The organism is Microbacterium sorbitolivorans, assembly GCF_003327285.1.
Classification (GTDB): domain Bacteria; phylum Actinomycetota; class Actinomycetes; order Actinomycetales; family Microbacteriaceae; genus Microbacterium; species Microbacterium sorbitolivorans.
Genome location: NZ_KZ848473.1, coordinates 932,287 through 949,692, shown reverse-complemented (window position 1 = coordinate 949,692; position 17,406 = coordinate 932,287). Strand labels below are relative to the sequence as shown.

14 protein-coding genes, 1 tRNA gene and 1 pseudogene are annotated in these 17,406 nt (G+C 69.0%); 12 read left to right on the top strand and 4 right to left on the bottom strand.

Annotated features, from left to right (window positions below):
• Positions 1 to 79: 79 nt before the first annotated feature.
• The 4 genes from serA (at position 80) to DTO57_RS04770 (ending at position 5,457) form a co-directional block, all read left to right on the top strand.
• Positions 80 to 1,669: a phosphoglycerate dehydrogenase gene (gene serA, locus DTO57_RS04785; RefSeq protein ID WP_114117032.1), complete on the top strand. Its 1,590-nt coding sequence runs from the start codon at positions 80 to 82 to the stop codon at positions 1,667 to 1,669.
• Positions 1,670 to 1,737: 68 nt separating this feature from the next.
• Positions 1,738 to 3,270: an MFS transporter gene (locus tag DTO57_RS04780; RefSeq protein ID WP_114117031.1), complete on the top strand. Its 1,533-nt coding sequence runs from the start codon at positions 1,738 to 1,740 to the stop codon at positions 3,268 to 3,270.
• Positions 3,271 to 4,323, top strand: a complete 1,053-nt coding sequence (locus tag DTO57_RS04775) for a 3-isopropylmalate dehydrogenase (RefSeq protein WP_114117030.1) — start codon at positions 3,271 to 3,273, stop codon at positions 4,321 to 4,323.
• A gap of 45 nt (positions 4,324 to 4,368) precedes the next feature.
• A complete protein-coding gene (locus DTO57_RS04770) occupies positions 4,369 to 5,457 on the top strand; it encodes a branched-chain amino acid aminotransferase (RefSeq protein WP_114117029.1) in 1,089 nt (362 codons plus the stop codon).
• Between the two features lie 50 nt (positions 5,458 to 5,507).
• On the opposite strand, the gene DTO57_RS04765 is transcribed toward DTO57_RS04770, so the two are convergent.
• Positions 5,508 to 6,923, bottom strand: a complete 1,416-nt coding sequence (locus DTO57_RS04765) for a family 20 glycosylhydrolase (RefSeq protein WP_114117028.1) — start codon at positions 6,921 to 6,923, stop codon at positions 5,508 to 5,510.
• 122 nt (positions 6,924 to 7,045) lie between these two features.
• Between DTO57_RS04765 and DTO57_RS04760 the strand changes: the two genes are divergently transcribed.
• From DTO57_RS04760 to DTO57_RS04725, 8 genes are all read left to right on the top strand, one after another.
• On the top strand, positions 7,046 to 8,188 hold the full coding sequence (locus tag DTO57_RS04760; protein WP_114117027.1) for an ROK family transcriptional regulator: 1,143 nt from the start codon (positions 7,046 to 7,048) through the stop codon (positions 8,186 to 8,188).
• A 40-nt stretch (positions 8,189 to 8,228) separates the two neighbouring features.
• Positions 8,229 to 9,503: an extracellular solute-binding protein gene (locus DTO57_RS04755; RefSeq protein ID WP_114117026.1), complete on the top strand. Its 1,275-nt coding sequence runs from the start codon at positions 8,229 to 8,231 to the stop codon at positions 9,501 to 9,503.
• 62 nt (positions 9,504 to 9,565) lie between these two features.
• Positions 9,566 to 10,498 carry a carbohydrate ABC transporter permease gene (locus DTO57_RS04750; protein ID WP_114117025.1) on the top strand — a complete coding sequence of 311 codons (933 nt, stop codon included), beginning with the start codon at positions 9,566 to 9,568 and terminating at the stop codon, positions 10,496 to 10,498.
• On the top strand, positions 10,495 to 11,409 hold the full coding sequence (locus DTO57_RS04745; RefSeq protein ID WP_114117024.1) for a carbohydrate ABC transporter permease: 915 nt from the start codon (positions 10,495 to 10,497) through the stop codon (positions 11,407 to 11,409). Before DTO57_RS04750 ends, DTO57_RS04745 begins: the two co-directional genes overlap by 4 nt.
• Positions 11,406 to 12,281 (top strand): ROK family protein, encoded by an 876-nt coding sequence (locus DTO57_RS04740; RefSeq protein WP_114117023.1) that lies wholly within the window; start codon positions 11,406 to 11,408, stop codon positions 12,279 to 12,281. The genes DTO57_RS04745 and DTO57_RS04740 overlap by 4 nt, the downstream gene beginning before the upstream one ends.
• Positions 12,278 to 13,045 (top strand): fumarylacetoacetate hydrolase family protein, encoded by a 768-nt coding sequence (locus tag DTO57_RS04735; RefSeq protein WP_114117022.1) that lies wholly within the window; start codon positions 12,278 to 12,280, stop codon positions 13,043 to 13,045. The genes DTO57_RS04740 and DTO57_RS04735 overlap by 4 nt, the downstream gene beginning before the upstream one ends.
• Before the next feature lie 66 nt (positions 13,046 to 13,111).
• The gene (gltX, locus tag DTO57_RS04730; protein WP_114117021.1) at positions 13,112 to 14,620 is read left to right on the top strand and encodes a glutamate--tRNA ligase; all 1,509 of its coding nucleotides are present in this window, start codon (positions 13,112 to 13,114) and stop codon (positions 14,618 to 14,620) included.
• 97 nt (positions 14,621 to 14,717) lie between these two features.
• Positions 14,718 to 14,789, top strand: a tRNA-Gln gene (locus DTO57_RS04725).
• A gap of 133 nt (positions 14,790 to 14,922) precedes the next feature.
• Here the strand turns inward: DTO57_RS04725 and DTO57_RS14540 are convergent.
• The 3 genes and pseudogenes from DTO57_RS14540 to DTO57_RS04710 form a co-directional block, all read right to left on the bottom strand.
• Positions 14,923 to 15,624: pseudogene (locus tag DTO57_RS14540) on the bottom strand (nucleotidyl transferase AbiEii/AbiGii toxin family protein).
• A 119-nt stretch (positions 15,625 to 15,743) separates the two neighbouring features.
• Positions 15,744 to 16,286, bottom strand: a complete 543-nt coding sequence (locus DTO57_RS04715) for a type IV toxin-antitoxin system AbiEi family antitoxin domain-containing protein (RefSeq protein WP_114117020.1) — start codon at positions 16,284 to 16,286, stop codon at positions 15,744 to 15,746.
• A gap of 92 nt (positions 16,287 to 16,378) precedes the next feature.
• A complete protein-coding gene (locus tag DTO57_RS04710; RefSeq protein ID WP_114117019.1) occupies positions 16,379 to 17,401 on the bottom strand; it encodes a zinc-dependent alcohol dehydrogenase family protein in 1,023 nt (340 codons plus the stop codon).
• Positions 17,402 to 17,406 lie beyond the last annotated feature (5 nt).

The following is a 17,406-nucleotide window of genomic DNA, read 5'->3' as shown; positions in this document are numbered from 1 at the left end:
AGCGCGATTAAGCTGGAGTCCAACGGCAGGCGCCGCAGGCACTGCCGTTCCACCGCAGCGCCGTCTCAAAGGATCCACTTTGTCGAAGCCCGTCGTTCTTCTCGCAGAGCAGCTTTCCCCCGCCACGGTCGAGGCCCTTGGGCCCGATTTCGATGTCCGATCGGTTGACGGTACTGACCGTCCCGCGCTCTTCTCGGCGCTCACCGACGCGAGTGCGGTTCTGATCCGCTCCGCCACGAAGATGGACGAAGAGGCGATCTCGCACGCGCCGAACCTCAAGGTCATCGCGCGCGCCGGTGTCGGCCTCGACAACGTCGACATCAAGGCCGCGACCCAGGCCGGCGTCATGGTCGTCAACGCCCCGACGTCGAACATCATCTCGGCCGCCGAGCTCACGTGCGGCCACATCATCAGCCTCGCGCGCCACATCCCGGCCGCCAACGCGTCGCTCTCGGGCGGCGCCTGGAAGCGCAGCTCGTTCACCGGTACCGAGCTCTTCGAGAAGACCCTCGGCGTGATCGGCCTCGGCCGCATCGGTGCCCTCGTGGCGGCCCGCATGCAGGCCTTCGGAATGCGCATCGTCGCCTTCGACCCTTACATCACCGCGGCGCGCGCCCAGCAGCTCGGCGCCGAGCTCGTCACCCTCGACGAGCTCGTCGAGCAGGCCGACTTCCTCACGATCCACATGCCGAAGACGCCCGAGACCACGGGCATGATCGGCGAGGCTCAGCTGAAGAAGATGAAGAAGACCGCCTACGTCGTCAACGTGGCCCGCGGTGGCCTCATCGACGAGCAGGCCCTCGCGGCCGCCCTCGAGGCGGGCGAGATCGCCGGCGCCGGCATCGACGTCTTCACGCAGGAGCCCCCGGCCAACGACGACATCACGCGTCAGCCGAACGCGGTCGTCACCCCGCACCTCGGTGCGTCGACGGAAGAGGCGCAGGAGAAGGCGGGCATCTCGGTCGCCAAGTCGGTCAAGCTCGCGCTCGAGGGCGACCTCGTGCCCGACGCCGTCAACGTCGCGGGCGGCGCGATCGACCCGTTCGTGCGCCCCGGCATCTCGCTCGTCGAGAAGCTCGGCCAGGTCTTCAGCGGCGTCGCGCGCAGTGCGCTCACGAGCCTCGAGATCGACGTGCGCGGCGAGCTCGCCGACTACGACGTCTCGGTCTACAAGCTGGCCGCCCTCAAGGGCATCCTGGGCAGCGTCGTCAGCGAGAAGGTGTCGTACGTCAACGCCCCCGTTATCGCCGAGCAGCGCGGCATCGAGACCCGCCTGAACGTCGAGAAGGACAGCCCTGAGTTCCGCAACCTCACGACGCTGACGGGCACGCTCGCCGACGGCACCGTGCTGAGCATCGCGGGCACGCTCGCGGGCACGCGCATGGTTCCGAAGATCGTGGGCATCAACGGCCACGAGCTCGACGCCCCGCTCGCCGAGCACCACCTCGTCATCGTCTACAAGGACCGCCCGGGCGTCGTCGCGGTCTACGCCGACAAGTTCGGCGCTGGCGACATCAACATTGACGGCCTGCAGGTTGCCCGCGGCGCCGGCGACGAGGCGCTGTCGCTCATCACGGTCGACAAGCGCGTGCCGGACGACGTGGTCGCGTCGATCGGCGAGGCGATCGACGCCCGCATCATCCGCCAGATCGAGATCGTCGAAGACTAACCCCATTCGATAGCTTCGGTGCGTCCCTGTCGATCGGCAGGGACGCACCTTTGTGTGAGAGGCATTTCATGACCGATACCGACGCCATCGCGACCGACGGCCCGCGCGCGGGCTGGCGGGGCTGGGCCGCCCTCGTGGTGCTCATGCTGCCGGTGCTTCTCGTATCGATCGACAACACGATCCTGAACTTCGCGCTGCCCGAGATCGCCCGCGACCTCGAGCCGACGAGCGCCGAGCAGCTCTGGATCATCGACGCTTACTCGCTCGTCCTCGCGGGCCTGCTCGTGACGGCCGGATCCCTCGGCGACCGCGTCGGCCGCCGGAAGATCCTGCTCTTCGGCGCGGTCGGGTTCACCCTGGTGTCGGTCGGTGCGGCCTTCTCGCCGACCGCGGAGTGGCTGATCGCCGCCCGCGCCGGAATGGGCGTCTTCGGCGCGAGCCTCATGCCCTCGACGATGTCGCTCCTGCGCTCGACGTTCCGCAACCGCAACCAGCGCCGCTTCGCCATCGCGGCGTGGGCGGGCGCGTTCTCGGCGGGCGGCGCTCTCGGACCCGTGATCGGCGGTTTCCTGATCGAACACCTGCCGTGGCAGAGCGTGTTCCTCCTCGCGGTGCCGGTGCTCGTGCTGATGCTCATCGGCGTGCCGATCTTCGTGGCCGAGAGCCGCGACCCGAACCCCGGCCCGATCGACGGCTGGGGAATCCTGCTCTCGATGCTGACGCTTGCGCCGCTCGCCTGGGGCATCAAGGAGCTCGCGGTCGCGGGCTGGCCCGGCCTCGTCGCGATCGCGTTCGGCGCGCTCTTCGGGTGGCTGTTCGTGCGCCGTCAGCTGCGGATCCCGCACCCCATGCTCGACATGTCGCTGTTCCGGCGCGCGAAGTTCTCGGGCTCGCTGATCGTCAACCTCTGCTGCATCATGTCGTACATCGGCTTCCTCTACTTCGTGTCGCAGCATCTGCAGATGATCGTGGGGCTCTCGCCGATGACGGCGGGCCTCGCGCTCATCCCTGGCGCCGTGATGTCGATCCTCGCGGGCTTCATCGTGACGCCGTTCGCGGCGCGCTTCTCGGCCGCCGTCGTCGTGCCGATCTGCCTCGCGATCGGCGCGGTGGGCCTGCTGCTCGTGGCGTTCGCGGGCGCGAACGACGTGTGGATGCTCATCCTCGCCTTCGTCATCATGGGCGCCGGGACCTCCGCGGCCCAGACGGTGTCGGGCGAGCTGATCATCTCGTCGGCCCCGGCCGACAAGGCGGGCGCCGCGAGCGCGATCAGTGAGACGGCGTATGAGTTCGGCGCGGTGCTCGGCACGTCGATCCTCGGCGGGATCCTGACCGCCTGGTACCGAGCGACCCTCGCGATCCCGGGAGGCGTCCCCGACTCGCTCGCGCGGCACGCGCAGGAGACGCTCGCCGGCGCGATGAACGCGGCCGACGAGCTCGGCGGATCCGCCGGGCAGGCGCTGCGCGACGCGGCCGCGGCCGCGTTCGACGGGGGAGTCGTCGCAACCTCGCTCATCGGCACGGGCCTGCTGGTGCTCGCGGTGGTCGTCGCGGCGAGTACGCTGGGATCCAGCCGAAAGCGTCGAAACCAAGGAGTCTGAATGTCGCGTGTCGTGAAGCTTGCCGTGATCGCCGGGGATGGCATTGGGCCGGAGGTGATCGCCGAGGCCGAGAAGGTTCTCGACGCCGTCACGGCCGACACCGACGTCACCTTCGACAAGACGCGGTTCTCGCTCGGCGCCGACCGGTTCCTCGCGACGGGCGACGTGCTCACCGACGACGACCTCCAGGCGATAGCCTCGCACGACGCGATCCTGCTCGGCGCGGTCGGCGGCACGCCGAACGACCCGCGCCTCGCGAACGCGAACATCGAGCGCGGCCTGCTGCTGAAGCTGCGCTTCTCGCTCGACCACTACGTGAACCTGCGCCCGTCGAAGCTCTACCCGTCGGTTCCCGGCCCGCTGAAGAACCCGGGCGAGGTCGACTTCGTCGTCGTGCGCGAGGGCACCGAGGGCTCGTACGTCGGCAACGGCGGCGTGTTGCGCCAGGGCACCGAGCACGAGATCGCGAACGAGCTCGGCGTCAACACCGCCCACGGCGTGCGCCGCGTCGTCGAGTACGCCTTCGAGCTCGCGGAGACGCGCCGCAAGAAGCTGACGCTCGTGCACAAGACCAACGTCATGGTCAACGCGGGGAAGCTCTGGAAGCGCATCTTCGACGAGACGAGCGAGAAGCACCCCGAGGTCGCCGTAGACTATATGCACATCGACGCGGCGACCATTCACATGGTGGACAACCCCAGCCGCTTCGACGTCATCGTCACCGACAACCTCTTCGGAGACATTCTGACCGACCTCGCCGGCGCAATCACCGGCGGAATCGGGCTCGCCGCCTCGGGAAACCTGAACCCCTCGGGCGAGTTCCCCTCGATGTTTGAGCCCGTGCACGGTTCGGCTCCCGACATCGCAGGGCAGCAGAAGGCCGACCCGACGGCGGCCATCGGATCCATCGCCCTCCTCCTCGAGCACCTCGGCCTCTCGGCCGAGTCGCAGCGCGTGACGCGCGCGATCGAGCAGGACATCGCCGAGCGGACCGACGCGCCCCGCACGACGGCACAGATCGGCGACGCCATCGCGGCTCGCCTGACGGCCTGACGACAGATTTCGCGCAGAGACACCGCGCAGACGGGAAACACACGCATGACCACTCCTGAGACCCCCTCGCTCTCCTTCCTCGTTCGTCGGAACCTGGCCGCAAAGAGCCCCGCCGAGCGCGAGAAGCTGCTCGAGAACCCGGGCTTCGGCACGATCTTCACCGACCACATGGTCAACCTGTGCTGGTCGGAGAAGGGCGGCTGGCACCGTCCGCGCGTCGAGCCGTACGGCCCGATCTCGCTCGACCCGGCCGCGGCCGTGCTGCACTACGCGCAGGAGATCTTCGAGGGCATGAAGGCGTACCGTCACGCTGACGGTTCGATTCACACCTTCCGCCCCGAGCAGAACGCCCGCCGCTTCAACCGCAGCGCTCGCCGCCTCTCGATGCCTGAGATCCCCGAGGAGTACTTCCTCCAGGCGATCCGTGAGCTGATCGCGGCCGATGGCGAGTGGGTGCCGTCAGGCGCCGACCAAACGCTGTACCTGCGTCCGTTCATGTACGCCAAGGAGGCCTTCCTCGGCGTGCGCCCGGCGAAGAAGTACGACTTCTACGTGATCGGTAGCCCCGCGGGCGCCTACTTCACGGGCGGCGTCAAGCCGGTCTCGATCTGGCTGAGCGAGACCTACGCCCGTGCGGCCGAGGGTGGCACGGGCTCGGCGAAGACCGGCGGCAACTACGCCGCGAGCCTGCTCCCGCAGTCGGAGGCGTACGAGAAGGGCTGCGACCAGGTCGTGTTCCTCGACGCGCACGGCAACGTCGAGGAGCTCGGCGGCATGAACATCGTGTTCGTGAAGAAGGACGGCACGCTCGTCACCCCCGCCTCCGACAGCATCCTCGATGGCGTGACGCGTAACTCGCTCCTGCAGCTCGCGGAGGACCGCGGCCACACGGTTGAGCGTCGCCCCGTCAGCCTCGCCGAGTGGCGCGACGGCGTCTCCTCGGGCGACATCGTCGAGGTCTTCGCCTGCGGCACGGCGGCCGTCGTGACGCCGATCGGCCGCCTGCTGGCCGAGGGCTTTGATGACGAGCAGCCCGTCGGCGAGCTCGCGCTGTCGCTGCGCGAGGAACTCACCGACATCCAGTACGGCCGCCGCGAAGACAAGCACGGCTGGCTCTACCGCCTCGACGCCTAAGCGTCATCCCACAGATCGCCCGCACCGGTTCTCGGTGCGGGCGATCTGCGTCAGAGCCAGGGGATCTCTGGGCTGCGGGTGAAGCGGATCCCGGCGCGCTCCCACGCGGGGCCGAGCCCCGCGAGGCGGGCGCGGAAGGACTCCCACTCGCGCTCTGCGGATCCGAGGGGCCGCGACCAGGCGGCCTCGGCCGCCGAGGCGATGCGCGGGAACACCATCCGCTCGAGGGTCTCCTCGTCGGCGATGGTCTCGGTCCACAGCGCGGCCTCGACGCCGAGGATCCGCTCCTCGGGCACCTCGATCACGGCGGCCGGATCCCACTCGTACGAGCGCCGGACGCTCGTCGGGCCGTTGGCCCAGGCGAGGCCCGCGCGGGTGTCGGCGTCGTACTTCATGTCGAGGTAGATCGCGTCGGCGGGGGAGAGGACGAACCGCCCTCCCCGTACGAGCGCGCGGCGCGCCAGCTCGGCGTGCTCCTCGCTCGGGGTGACGAAGCCCCAGTACTGGTAGACCGCGCCCTCGGGCAGGTCGGCGGCGCCGGCCTCGTGCCACGCGGCTGGCGTGCGGCCCGTCGCGGCGACGGCGCGCACGGCCATGTCGACGATCGCGCGGTAGTCGGCGCGGTCGGTTCCGAGCGCCTCGTCGCCGCCCAGGTGCAGGTAGGGGCCGGGGAAGAGCCCGGCCACCTCGGCGAAGACCTCGCGGAGGAAGCCCTCGAGCCCGGCGGCCCCGGCCTCGAGCGACGAGAAGCCGACCGCGAGGCCGGTGTACGGCTCGCCCGGCACGGGGATTCCGCCGCCGAACTCCTCGACGACCTCGAGCACGCTCGGCGTGAGCACCGGATCCGCGGCAAACTCGGGGTGGCTGAGGCCCACGGCGTGCGTGTGGCCGGGCAGGTCGATCTCGGGCACGACGGTCATGTGGTGCGCCGCCGCGTGCGCCACGATGCGCCGCACATCGTCTCGGCCGTAGTGCCCGCCCGGGTCGCCGCCGATGCTCGTCGACGAACCGCGCTCCGCGAGCTCCGGGTGATTCTCGAGGGCGAGGCGCCACGCCTGGTCGTCGGTGAGGTGCAGGTGCAGGGCGTTGAACTTCAGTTCGGCGGCGCGCTCGATAAGGCGCTCGATCGTGGCGACGGAGTGAAAATGCCGCGCGACGTCGAGCATGATGCCGCGGTAGGCGAAGCGCGGGGCATCGCGGATGTCGACGAAAGGGGCGAAGAAGCCCTCGTCGTCGCGGCCGACGAGCTGCGCCAGCGTGTGCCGCGCGTAGAACGCGCCGGCGTCGTCCGCCGCCTCGATGCGGACGCCGTGCGCGTCGACGAGCAGCCGGTAGCCCTCGGGAGGACCGTCCACGGCGCGGTGTTGGGCGAGGGGGAGGGCCTCGTGGGGCGCGGTGATATCGAGCCGTAGCGCGCCGGGCCGGGTCTCGACCTCGGCGGGCCACGGGAGAAGTGCGAGGGGCATGCCCGGCAAGCTAACACGGCGATCGGCACCCGCGCCAGGGTCGGTAACAAATTAGTAAGGCTTCTTCACAAATTTTTCCCAAACTCTTGCGGAATGCCAATTTGCGAGGTTCACTTACAAACATGTCGAGAACGACCACCCCCTCCGAAGCGGCCCCCGCCGCGCCCCGAGCGGGCCGCGCCCGGGTGCTGCCCGACCACGTGCGGCGCCAGAATCGCGCCCTCGTGCTCACGACGCTGTTCCACGAGGGATCCATGAGTCGCGCCGACCTCGCGCGCCGCACGGGCCTCACGCGGGTCACGATGTCGGCGCTCGTCGGCGACCTCGTCGCCGAGGGAATCGTCGTCGAGCAGGGGGCGCGCGAGACGACCGGCCCCGGCAAGCCCGGCGTCGCGGTCGACATCGACCGCACGGGCCTCCAGGCGATCGCGATCGACCTCTCCGCCGCGCACGAGCTGCGCGGCGCCGTGATCGACGTTTCCGAATCCGTGATCGAGCGCACCGCGATCGCGCGGCCCTCAGGGATCGACGGCGCCGAGATCCGCGAACTCACGGAGCGCATGGTCGACGACCTCCTCGCCCGCGCGACGGGCCGGATCCTCGGCATCGGCGTCGCGAGCCCCGGAATCGTGTCGGGGGAGGGCGTGGTCATCGCCTCGCCGAACCTCGGTTGGGCCGACCTCCCGCTGCAGGAGCTGATCGCCGATCGCACGGGAACGCCCGTGAGCGTGTCGAACGACGCCGACGTCGCGGCGCTCGCGGAGCGCACGCTCGGCGGCGCCGGCGAAGATTTCATGCTCATTAAGCTCGACCGAGGTGTCGGTGGCGGCGTCATGGTGCGCGGCGAACTCGTGCGCGGCAGCCGCTTTGCCGCGGGCGAGGTCGGCCACGTCACCGTCGGCACCGACGGCGGCCGCGTCTGCGCGTGTGGCCGCATCGGCTGCCTCGAGACGTGGGCGTCCGTGCGATTCCTCGACTCGCGCATCGCCGCGGGCGAGGACCGGGACGTCGTGCTGCGCGAGGCCGGCGAACGGCTCAGCATCGCGATCGCCCCGGTCGTCGGCGCGCTCGACCTGCCGGAGCTCATCCTCTCCGGCCCCACCGAATACGTCGGCGGGCTCCTCCGGGAGTCGGCCGAGCAGACGCTCCGCGAGCGCACCTACCTGCACGACGACGTGTCAGTCCGCATGTCCCAGCTCGGCGATGACGCCGTGCTTCTCGGAGCGATGGCGCTCATTCTCAGCACCGAGCTGGGCATCGCCTAAGCCCCGGAATCCCACCAAGAGTAGACAAGGAAGCCCCATCATGAACAGCATCACATCCAAGGCTCTGCCCGCCGCAGCGCTGCTCGGCATCGCGGGGCTCGCCCTCGCCGGGTGTTCGAGCGACGGCGGAACGACGAGCGAGGAGCCGGCCGCGACCGGCACCCTGACGGTCTGGCTCGTCGGCACCGACACGCCCCAGGAGGCGCGCGACCTGCTGAAGACGACGTTCGAGGAGGCGAACGACGGCTGGACCCTCGACCTCGAGGAGAAGACCTGGGCCGACGTCTCCGAGAACTACGTCGCGGCGCTGCAGTCGAACGACGCCCCCGACGTCGTCGAGGTCGGCAACACCCAGGCCATCGGCTTCATCGATCAGGGCCTCTTCGCCGACCTGGGTGACATCCGCGGCGATCTCGGCGACCTAAACCCGGGCCTTGAGGCCTCGGGCACCTACGACGACACCTTCTATGCGGCGCCGTACTACGCGGGCGGCCGCGTGGTGTTCTACTCGGGCGACACGGTCGACGGCGACGCGCTGCCGACGACGCTCGAGGAGTACGTCGACCAGGGAATCGCCTACCGCACCGACAGCATGAGCGGCATCTACGCGCCGGGCCGCGACTGGTACAACATGCTCCCGTACATCTGGTCGTACGGCGGCGAGATCGCCGTGCTCGACGGCGACACGTGGGACGCGCAGTTCTCGAGCCCCGAGTCGCAGGAGGGCCTGAAGCTGCTGCAGAAGGTGTACCAGGAGGCGACGAACGCGCCGACCGACGGTGACGAGGCCGACGCCAACGTGCCGTTCTGCGCGGGCGAGGTCGCGTTCCTCTCGGCGCCCGCGTGGATGGCCGGATCCATCACCGCCCCCGCGGATGCGGAGAACCCGGGCTGCGCCGACACCTTCGGCAAGGACCTGCACGCCTTCCCACTGCCGAGCAACACGGCGGGCGAGCCCGCCCCGATCTTCGCCGGCGGATCCAACATCGCCGTCGCGCAGCTGAGCGACGCGCCCGAGATGGCGAAGGAGGCCGTGAAGATCATGGTCTCGAAGGAATACCAGGACATCATGGCGGGCGCCGGCCTCACCCCGGCGCTGCTCGAGTCGAACGCCGCGCTGCCGGATAACGACGTCGCGCAGTCGCAGGCCGAGGCACTCGCGGTCTCGAAGAGCGTGCCCACGACGCCGAAGTGGCAGGAGGTCGAGTCGAGCCTCATCATCCAGGATTCGCTCGTCCGCATCGCGCAGGGCGACGACACCGCCGAGGTCGCCGAGGCGCTCGACGCCCGCATCGAGGAGATCCTGAACGGCTAACACCCCCGGGGCGGATCCGCTGACTCGTGGATCCGCCCCCTCTTCGTGAAAGGGAGACCGCGATGGCAACCCCGTCCCTCTCCGCTCAGCGGCTTCGGCGCCGCGGCCGCACTCAGGCGCTGAGCGCCTGGGCCCTCCTCATCCCCTCGATCGCGCTCCTCGCGCTCATGGTCGGGTACCCCGGCGTGACGATGATCTGGCAGTCGTTCACCGACTATCAGGTGCGCAACAAGATCCAGGGCACGCCCGCGAACTTTGTCGGCCTCGACAACTTCGCCAAGGTCATCACGAGCAGCGACTTCCCCGCGGTGCTCGGCCGCACGATCGGCATCATGGTGCTGACGACGACCCTCATCATGGTCGGCGGCGTGCTCATCGCGATCCTCATGACGAAACTTGGCCGCGGCATGCGGCTGCTCGTTTCGGTCGGCCTGCTGCTTGCCTGGGCGATCCCGCCCCTGACCGCGACCGTCGTGTGGGGCTTCATCTTCGATACCCAGTACGGCCTCGTGAACTGGCTCATGAACGCGATCACGGGTTCGAACGACTGGTACAACCACCCCTGGTTGCTGAACCCGTGGACGTTCGTGCTCGTGCTGACGATCATCGTCGTCTGGGGCGCGATTCCCTTCGTCGCCTTCACCTCGTACGCCGGCCTCGGCCAGGTGCCGCGCGAGACGATCGAGGCCGCCGAGATCGACGGCGCCGGCGGCTGGCAGCGCTTCTGGCACATCGTGTTCCCGGCGATCCGCCCCGTGCTCGGCGGCGTGCTCATCCTCCAGATCATCTGGAACATGAAGCTGTTCACCCAGGTCTACGCGCTGCAGAGCCGCGGCGGCATCGCGGCGGACACCAACGTCCTGCCCGTGTACCTGTTCCGCCAGGGCATCGGCAAGTTCGGCGAGACGAGCGCCATCGGCATGCTGATCGTCATCATCATGCTCGCCATCAGCTGGTACAACATCCGCCTGCTCCTGAAGGAAGACGAGCAATGACCTCTCTCGCCACCCGCGCCGCGATCGTTTCGCCGCGCCGGGCGCAGCGCGCCCCGTCGTCGCCCGTGCGGGGCCGCCCGCAGCGCGTGCTGTTCAACATCCTCGGCGTCATCGTCTTCGTCTGCTCGGTGTTCCCGGTCTACTGGATGGTGAACCTCTCGTTCACCCCCGGCAACCAGATCATCAGCCGCGACCCGTCGCTCGTGCCCCGCGAGCCGACGCTCAAGAACTTCGTGACGGCGTGGACGCGCCCCGCGGCGCCCGGCCAGACCGACTTCCCCAACGCGCTGAGGACGAGCCTCATCGTCGTCATCGTGGTCGTCGCCTGCGCGCTCTTCGTCGCGTTCCTCGCCTCGATCGCGCTCGCCCGGTTCCGCTTCCGTGGGCGCCACGCCTTCATCGTCGGCATCCTCGTGGTACAGATGATCCCCGGCGAGGCCATGATGTTCACCGTCTACAACCTCGTCGACGACATGCGCCTCATCAACACCCTGCTGGGGCTCGCGCTCGTGCACGTCGCCTCGGTCGTGCCGTTCACGATCTGGACGCTGCGCGGCTTCGTCGCGGGCGTGCCGATCGAGCTCGAGGAATCGGCGCAGATCGACGGCTGCTCGAAGCCGCAGGCGTTCTGGAAGGTTACCTTCCCCCTGCTCGCGCCCGGCCTCGTCTCGACCGGCATCTTCGCCTTCATGCAGTCGTGGAACGAGTTCACGATGGCCCTGCTGCTCATGAAGGGGCAGAACCTCACCCTGCCGACCTGGCTCAATTCGTTCCAATCGGCGACCGAGGCGACGAACTACGGTGCGGTCATGGCCGGATCCACCCTCATCTGCATCCCCGTCGTCATCTTCTTCCTCATTGTGCAGGGACGCATGACGGGCGGGCTCGTCGCCGGGGCGGTGAAGGGATGAGCGGCCCGCTCCGCGTCGGCATCGACGTCGGCGGCACGAGCGTCGAGGCGGTCGCGCTCGCCGCGGACGGATCCATCGCCGCCCGCTCCCGCGTCCGCACCGCGCGCGGGGAGGAGGGTGTCGTCGCGTCGATCCTCGACGCCGTCGGCGGGCTCGGCGTCGACGCCGCGACGATCGGCATCGGGGTGCCCGGCCGCATCGACGCGGGGCGCGTGTACGACGCCGTCAACCTCGGCGTGCGCGAGCTGCACCTCGCCGCCGAGATTGCGGGGGCGACGGGCGTTCCCGTTGCGATCGATAACGACGTGCGGGCCGCGGCCCTCGGCGCCGCCTCCCGGTGGGAGATGCCGAACCTCGCGTACCTCAACCTGGGCACGGGCGTCGCGGCGGGCGTCGTGATCGACGGCCGCGTCGTCGACGGATCCGCCGGGGTGGCCGGCGAGATCGGTCACCTCGCGATCGACCCCGGCGGGCCGGTTTGCGCCTGCGGGCAGCGCGGCTGCATCGAGGCGTTCGCGGGCGGCGGCGCGATCACCGAGCGCGCGGGGGAGCCGCTCGAGCGGGTCTCCCTCCGCGCCGACGCCGGCGACGAGGTCGCCCGCCGCGTCGTCGCCGACCTCGCCCGCGGGGCGGCGGCGGCCGTGCGGGTGCTCGCCCTCGCGGTGGATCCGGAGCGCGTGCTCGTCGGCGGCGGCATCGCCCGCCGCGGCGAGCGGCTCCGCGACGAGATCGCGGGCGAGCTCGCGCGCGCCGCCGACGGATCCGCGTTTCTCGCCTCGCTGCGGCTCGCCGAGCGCATCGAGATCGTCTCGCCGGACGAGGCGGTCGGAGCGGTCGGTGCCGCGCTGGTGGGGGATAGGCTGGTCGCGTGAAGATCGCGCGGTTTAGTCATAACGACGCCATTAAGTACGGAATCGTCGACGGGGCGGAGCTGGTGGTGCTCTCGGGCGACCCGATGTTCGCCGGGTACGACACGACGGGCGAGCGCGTCTCGATCGGCGACGTCGCCCTGCTCGCACCGGTGATCCCGCGCTCGAAGGTGGTGTGCGTCGGCCGCAACTACCGCGACCACGCCGCGGAGCTCAACAACGACATCCCGGCCGAGCCGCTGCTGTTCTTTAAGCCGAACACGGCCGTCATCGGCCCGGGCGATGCCATCGTGCGCCCCCATCAGACGAACGACACGCAGTGGGAGGGCGAGCTCGCCGTTGTCATCGGCAAGATCGCGAAGAACGTCTCGGCCGAGGACGCGAACGACGTGATCTTCGGCTACACGATCGCGAACGACGTCACGGCCCGCGACCTGCAGGGTCCCGACCGCCAGTGGGCTCGCGCCAAGGGCATGGACACGTTCTGCCCGCTCGGCCCCGCGATCGAGACCGAGTTCGACGTGTCGAAGGGCGAGATCATCACGCGCCACAACGACGTCGAGGTGCAACGCGGATCCTTCACCGACATGATCTTCGACATCCCCGCGATCATCGAGTATGCCTCGGCGGCGTTCACGCTGCTGCCGGGCGACGTGATCCTCACGGGCACGCCCGCGGGCGTCGGCGCCTTCCAGGCCGGCGACTCGGTCGAGGTCGAGGTGCCCGGCATCGGCATCCTGCGAAACGTGGCGCGCGACGCGGCCTGAGCGGCGCGCAACGCTTTGGGGCGTCCTCCCTGACCGGGAGGGCGCCCTCAGCGTAGAATTCGGGTGATGTCTTCTGCACCTGATCCCCGCACCACCACGGCCACCGGCAGCGACGTTCGCGTTCGCTTCAGCCCGTCGCCGACCGGCACGCCGCACGTCGGCCTGATCCGCACCGCACTGTTCAACTGGGGCTTCGCTCGCCACCACGGCGGCAAGCTCATCTTCCGCATCGAAGACACCGATGCGAACCGCGACAGCCAGGAGAGCTACGACCAGCTCATCGACGCGCTGACGTGGCTCGGCATCGACTGGGACGAGGGCGTGGAGGTCGGCGGACCCCACGAGCCGTACCGCCAGTCGCAGCGCCACGACATCTACCGCGACGTTCTCGCGCAGCTCGTCGAGAAGGGCCTCGTCTACGAGAGCTTCTCGACGGCCGAGGAGATCGACGCCCGCAACGAGGCCAACGGCCGCGCGAAGCAGCAGGGCTACGACAACTTCGACCGCGACCTCACCGACGAGCAGCGCGCGGCGTTCCGCGCCGAGGGCCGCGAGCCCGCGCTGCGCCTCAAGGTGCCGGACGAGGACATCACGTACGACGACCTCGTGCGCGGCGAGGTCACGTTCCCCGCGGGCAGCTTCACCGACTTCGTCATCGTGCGCCCGAACGGCGTGCCGCTGTACACGTTCGTGAACCCCGTCGACGACGCGCTCATGGGCGTCACGCACGTGCTCCGCGGCGAGGACCTCATGCCCTCGACCCCGCGCCAGATCGTGCTGTACCGCGCGCTCATCGAGGCGGGCGTCACGACCTTCATCCCGCGCTTCGGCCACATGCCGCTCGTGCTGGGCGACGGCAACAAGAAGCTGTCGAAGCGCGACCCGCGCGCCGACCTCTTCCTGCAGCGCGACAAGGGCTTCGTGCGCGAGGGCCTGCTGAACTACCTCTCGCTGCTCGGCTGGTCGATCGCCGCCGACCGCGACGTGTTCACGCTCGACGAGTTCGTCGCGGCGTTCGACATCTCCGACGTCAACCCGAACCCGGCGCGCTTCGACCAGAAGAAGGCCGAGTCGATCAACGGCGACCACATCCGCCTGATCGGTCTCGACGACTTCGCCGAGCGCCTCGTGCCGTACCTGCAGGCCTCGGGCGCCCTCGGCGCCGATGTCACCGACGAGCAGCGCGCCCTCGTGAAGGCCGCGGCGCCCCTCGTGAAGGAGCGCATGCAGCTTCTCGGCGAGGCCGGCGGCATGCTCGGCTTCCTCTTCACCGACGAGCTCGAGTACGAGGAGGAGGCGGTCTCGAAGCTGTCCGACGACGCCCCTCGCGTTCTCGAGGCGAGCGCCGAGGCCCTGCGCGGCCTCGAGAGCTTCGACACCGAGTCGATCCAGAACGCCCTCTCGGCGGCCCTCATTGAAGGCCTCGAGCTGAAGCCGCGCGTCGCGTATGCGTCGCCGCGCGTCGCCATCTCGGGCCGCCGCGTCTCGCCGCCGCTGTTCGAGTCGATGGAACTGCTGGGCAAGGAGCGCACGATCGAGCGCCTCGACGCCCTGCGGGCCCGCCTGACGGCCTGATAGCCGGGGCGACACGCCCCGGATACAGGCTCGATTTGGGTTCAGCTCTCGTCTCGCGTAAAGTAGTCATCTGTTGGCAGCGAGAGCTGAAAACCAATGGGGTATGGTGTAATTGGCAACACGGCGGTTTCTGGTTCCGTTGTTCTTGGTTCGAGTCCAGGTACCCCAGCAGTGAAGATAACCCCCGGCCTTACGGCCGGGGGTTTCTGCGTTGGTGTGGTTAGAACGTCAGCATGACCTTCGTCGCGCGGCGCTCGAGGCCTGATCGTTGGAGCTTGGTCGGCTACAGATCTTTCGAGGGATCAGCTCCGCGCGATGCGTGCGATGAGTTCGTTGACCCAGATGATCGCGCCATCGATAGTTGCCAGCACCTCGAGGCCGTCGGCTGCTTCCTCGTAGAGGGTGTTCCAACGATCGCCCGCCGCTATGCGTGGCGGCCATGTCTGCTGGCGTCGATACTCGAAGAGCCTCGTACACGTCGCCTTGGTCAACGTCAGATCCACCGATTCGCCAGCCGCAAGAATCTGAAGATCGACCAGGTCGTGTGCCCGCTCGCTTCCCACCGAGGAGAGTGCATGAAGCTTCTGCGCGATCTGGTGGTCTGACCGCAGAACAGGAACCGGTCCGGGCGCTTCTAGACCGACCTCGGTGAAGAGCTCCGCTAGGTCGTGAGCGAGGCGGTACTCGGGCGCTTCTGCGTCACCGATCTCGTTGTGGCCCAACTCAAACGCGACCGTGCACCACGGGCGGCCCTTGTAGTCGAGCTTCACCGCGAAAGGCTACATGACGTATGGGGACGGTATTCCTGTGGGGCGCGGTGCTTGCTTTTCGATAAGCCGGCCGGTGAATCCTGCCCAGCCTGCCGCGAGGGCTTCCTCGAAATCGCTGCGGAACTGACTCAGAGGCCCGCGCCTGGCCGCGTCGAGATCCCTCGTGAATCGAGTGTCACGACCGAAACGCAGCGCCATCGCGCTTCCACCCTTGACAGCTCCGCCGGGCAGCATCTGTCCGACGACGACCAGCGCCATCCCCACACGACGACGAGAAGCGAGTCCTTCGTCTCCCTCGAGGTTGCGGATCCGCTGCTCCAGAGAGCGGAGGTTCGGCGGCGGTGTGTCGTAGCTCATGGCTGGAGCGCCTTTCGCAGGCGTCGCCAGTCGGCCATTGTTAGCAGTCCCTCGGCCCTTGCCTGCTTGGCGGCCGTGAAGAGCCGTTCGTCCTGGATGCGTCCGCGGCACTCGATGAGGGCGTCGGCAACCGGCTGTGCCCGCAGGCCCTCATAAAATGTGGTGGGTGCGCCGGGGGCGGCCAGCGTCAGGCCAATGTAGGTGGGAAGCCGTGGACGGGCGCGACGGGGTACGGCAACCTTCACCTGCCGCGGATTTACGTCGGCAAGTCCGAACAGTGCGAGAACGGACTCGCCATGCAGATACGCGTCCTCGCCGACACGGAGTAGCGCCTCTGCGTATTGGTCGTACGGCGTTGGGGGGATATCGGTGACGCGATACAGGCCGTATGCGATGTTCTCGACCCCGCCCCGCGCGGCGAGCTTGGGGAGTTCGACGGGCGGGACACCGGCCTCAGCTGCTTCCCGTGTGGTGACGTAGCCATAATGGTCGAGCGCGATCTCGCGCACCACTTCTCGGTACTTCGCTTGAGCCGACATGTCACAACTATACCGAAAACGGTAGTGTTGTGACATGTCGGCTCAAGGTCTTTCGGTCAGACTCCTGGTCCACGACGCACTGATCAGCGCGGCTAGAACGTCAGCATGACCTTCGTCGCGCGGCGCTCGTCCATCGCCTTGTAGCCCTCGGCCGCCTCTTCGAGGGGCAGGGTGAGGTCGAAGACGAGGCCCGGGTTGATCTGGTCGGTCATGATGAGCTCGACCAGCTCGGGCAGGTAGCGGCGCACGGGGGCGGGGCCGCCGTGCAGGTGGATGTCGGCGAAGAACAGTTCGAGGCCCGGCAGGGCGACGTCGTGCGAGACGCCCACGAAGCCGACGTGACCGCCGGGGCGGGTCGAGCGGATCGCCTGCATCATCGACTCCTGGGTGCCGACGGCCTCGATGACGCTGTGCGCGCCGAGGCCGTTCGTGAGCTCGTGGATCTTCGCCACGCCCTCGTCCCCGCGCTCAGTGACGATGTCGGTCGCGCCGAACTCGCGGGCGAGCGCCTGGCGGTCGGCATGACGCGACATCGCGATGATGCGCTCCGCGCCCATCTGCTTCGCCGCGAGAACACCGAGCAGGCCGACGGCGCCGTCACCGACGACCGCGACGGTCTTGCCGGGGGCTGCGGCCGCGGCGTCCACCTCGAACCAGCCGGTTCCGAGAACGTCCGACGCCGCGAGCAGGCTCTTGACCTGATCCGGGGTCGGGGTGCCCGGCACGACGACGAGGGTGCCGTCGGCGAGCGGAACGCGCAGCAGCTCGGCCTGCGTGCCGAGCGCGCCCATGGGCACGTTGTGGATGCAGCGCGACTGGTAGCCGGCCTCGCAGATCTCACAGGTGTTGTCGGAGGCGAAGAACGAGCCGACGACGTAGTCGCCGACCTTGAGGCTCGTGACATCGTCGCCGATCTGCTCGACGATGCCGACGTACTCGTGACCCATCGGGGTGGGCTCGGCCACCGGATCCGTGCCGCGGTACGGCCACAGGTCGGATCCGCAGATGCAGGCCGCCGTGACGCGGATGACCGCGTCGCTCGGCTGCTCGATGACGGGGTTGGGGCGCTCGTCGACACGGATGTCTCGGGGCGCGTGCATAACTACTCCACGCATGTGGA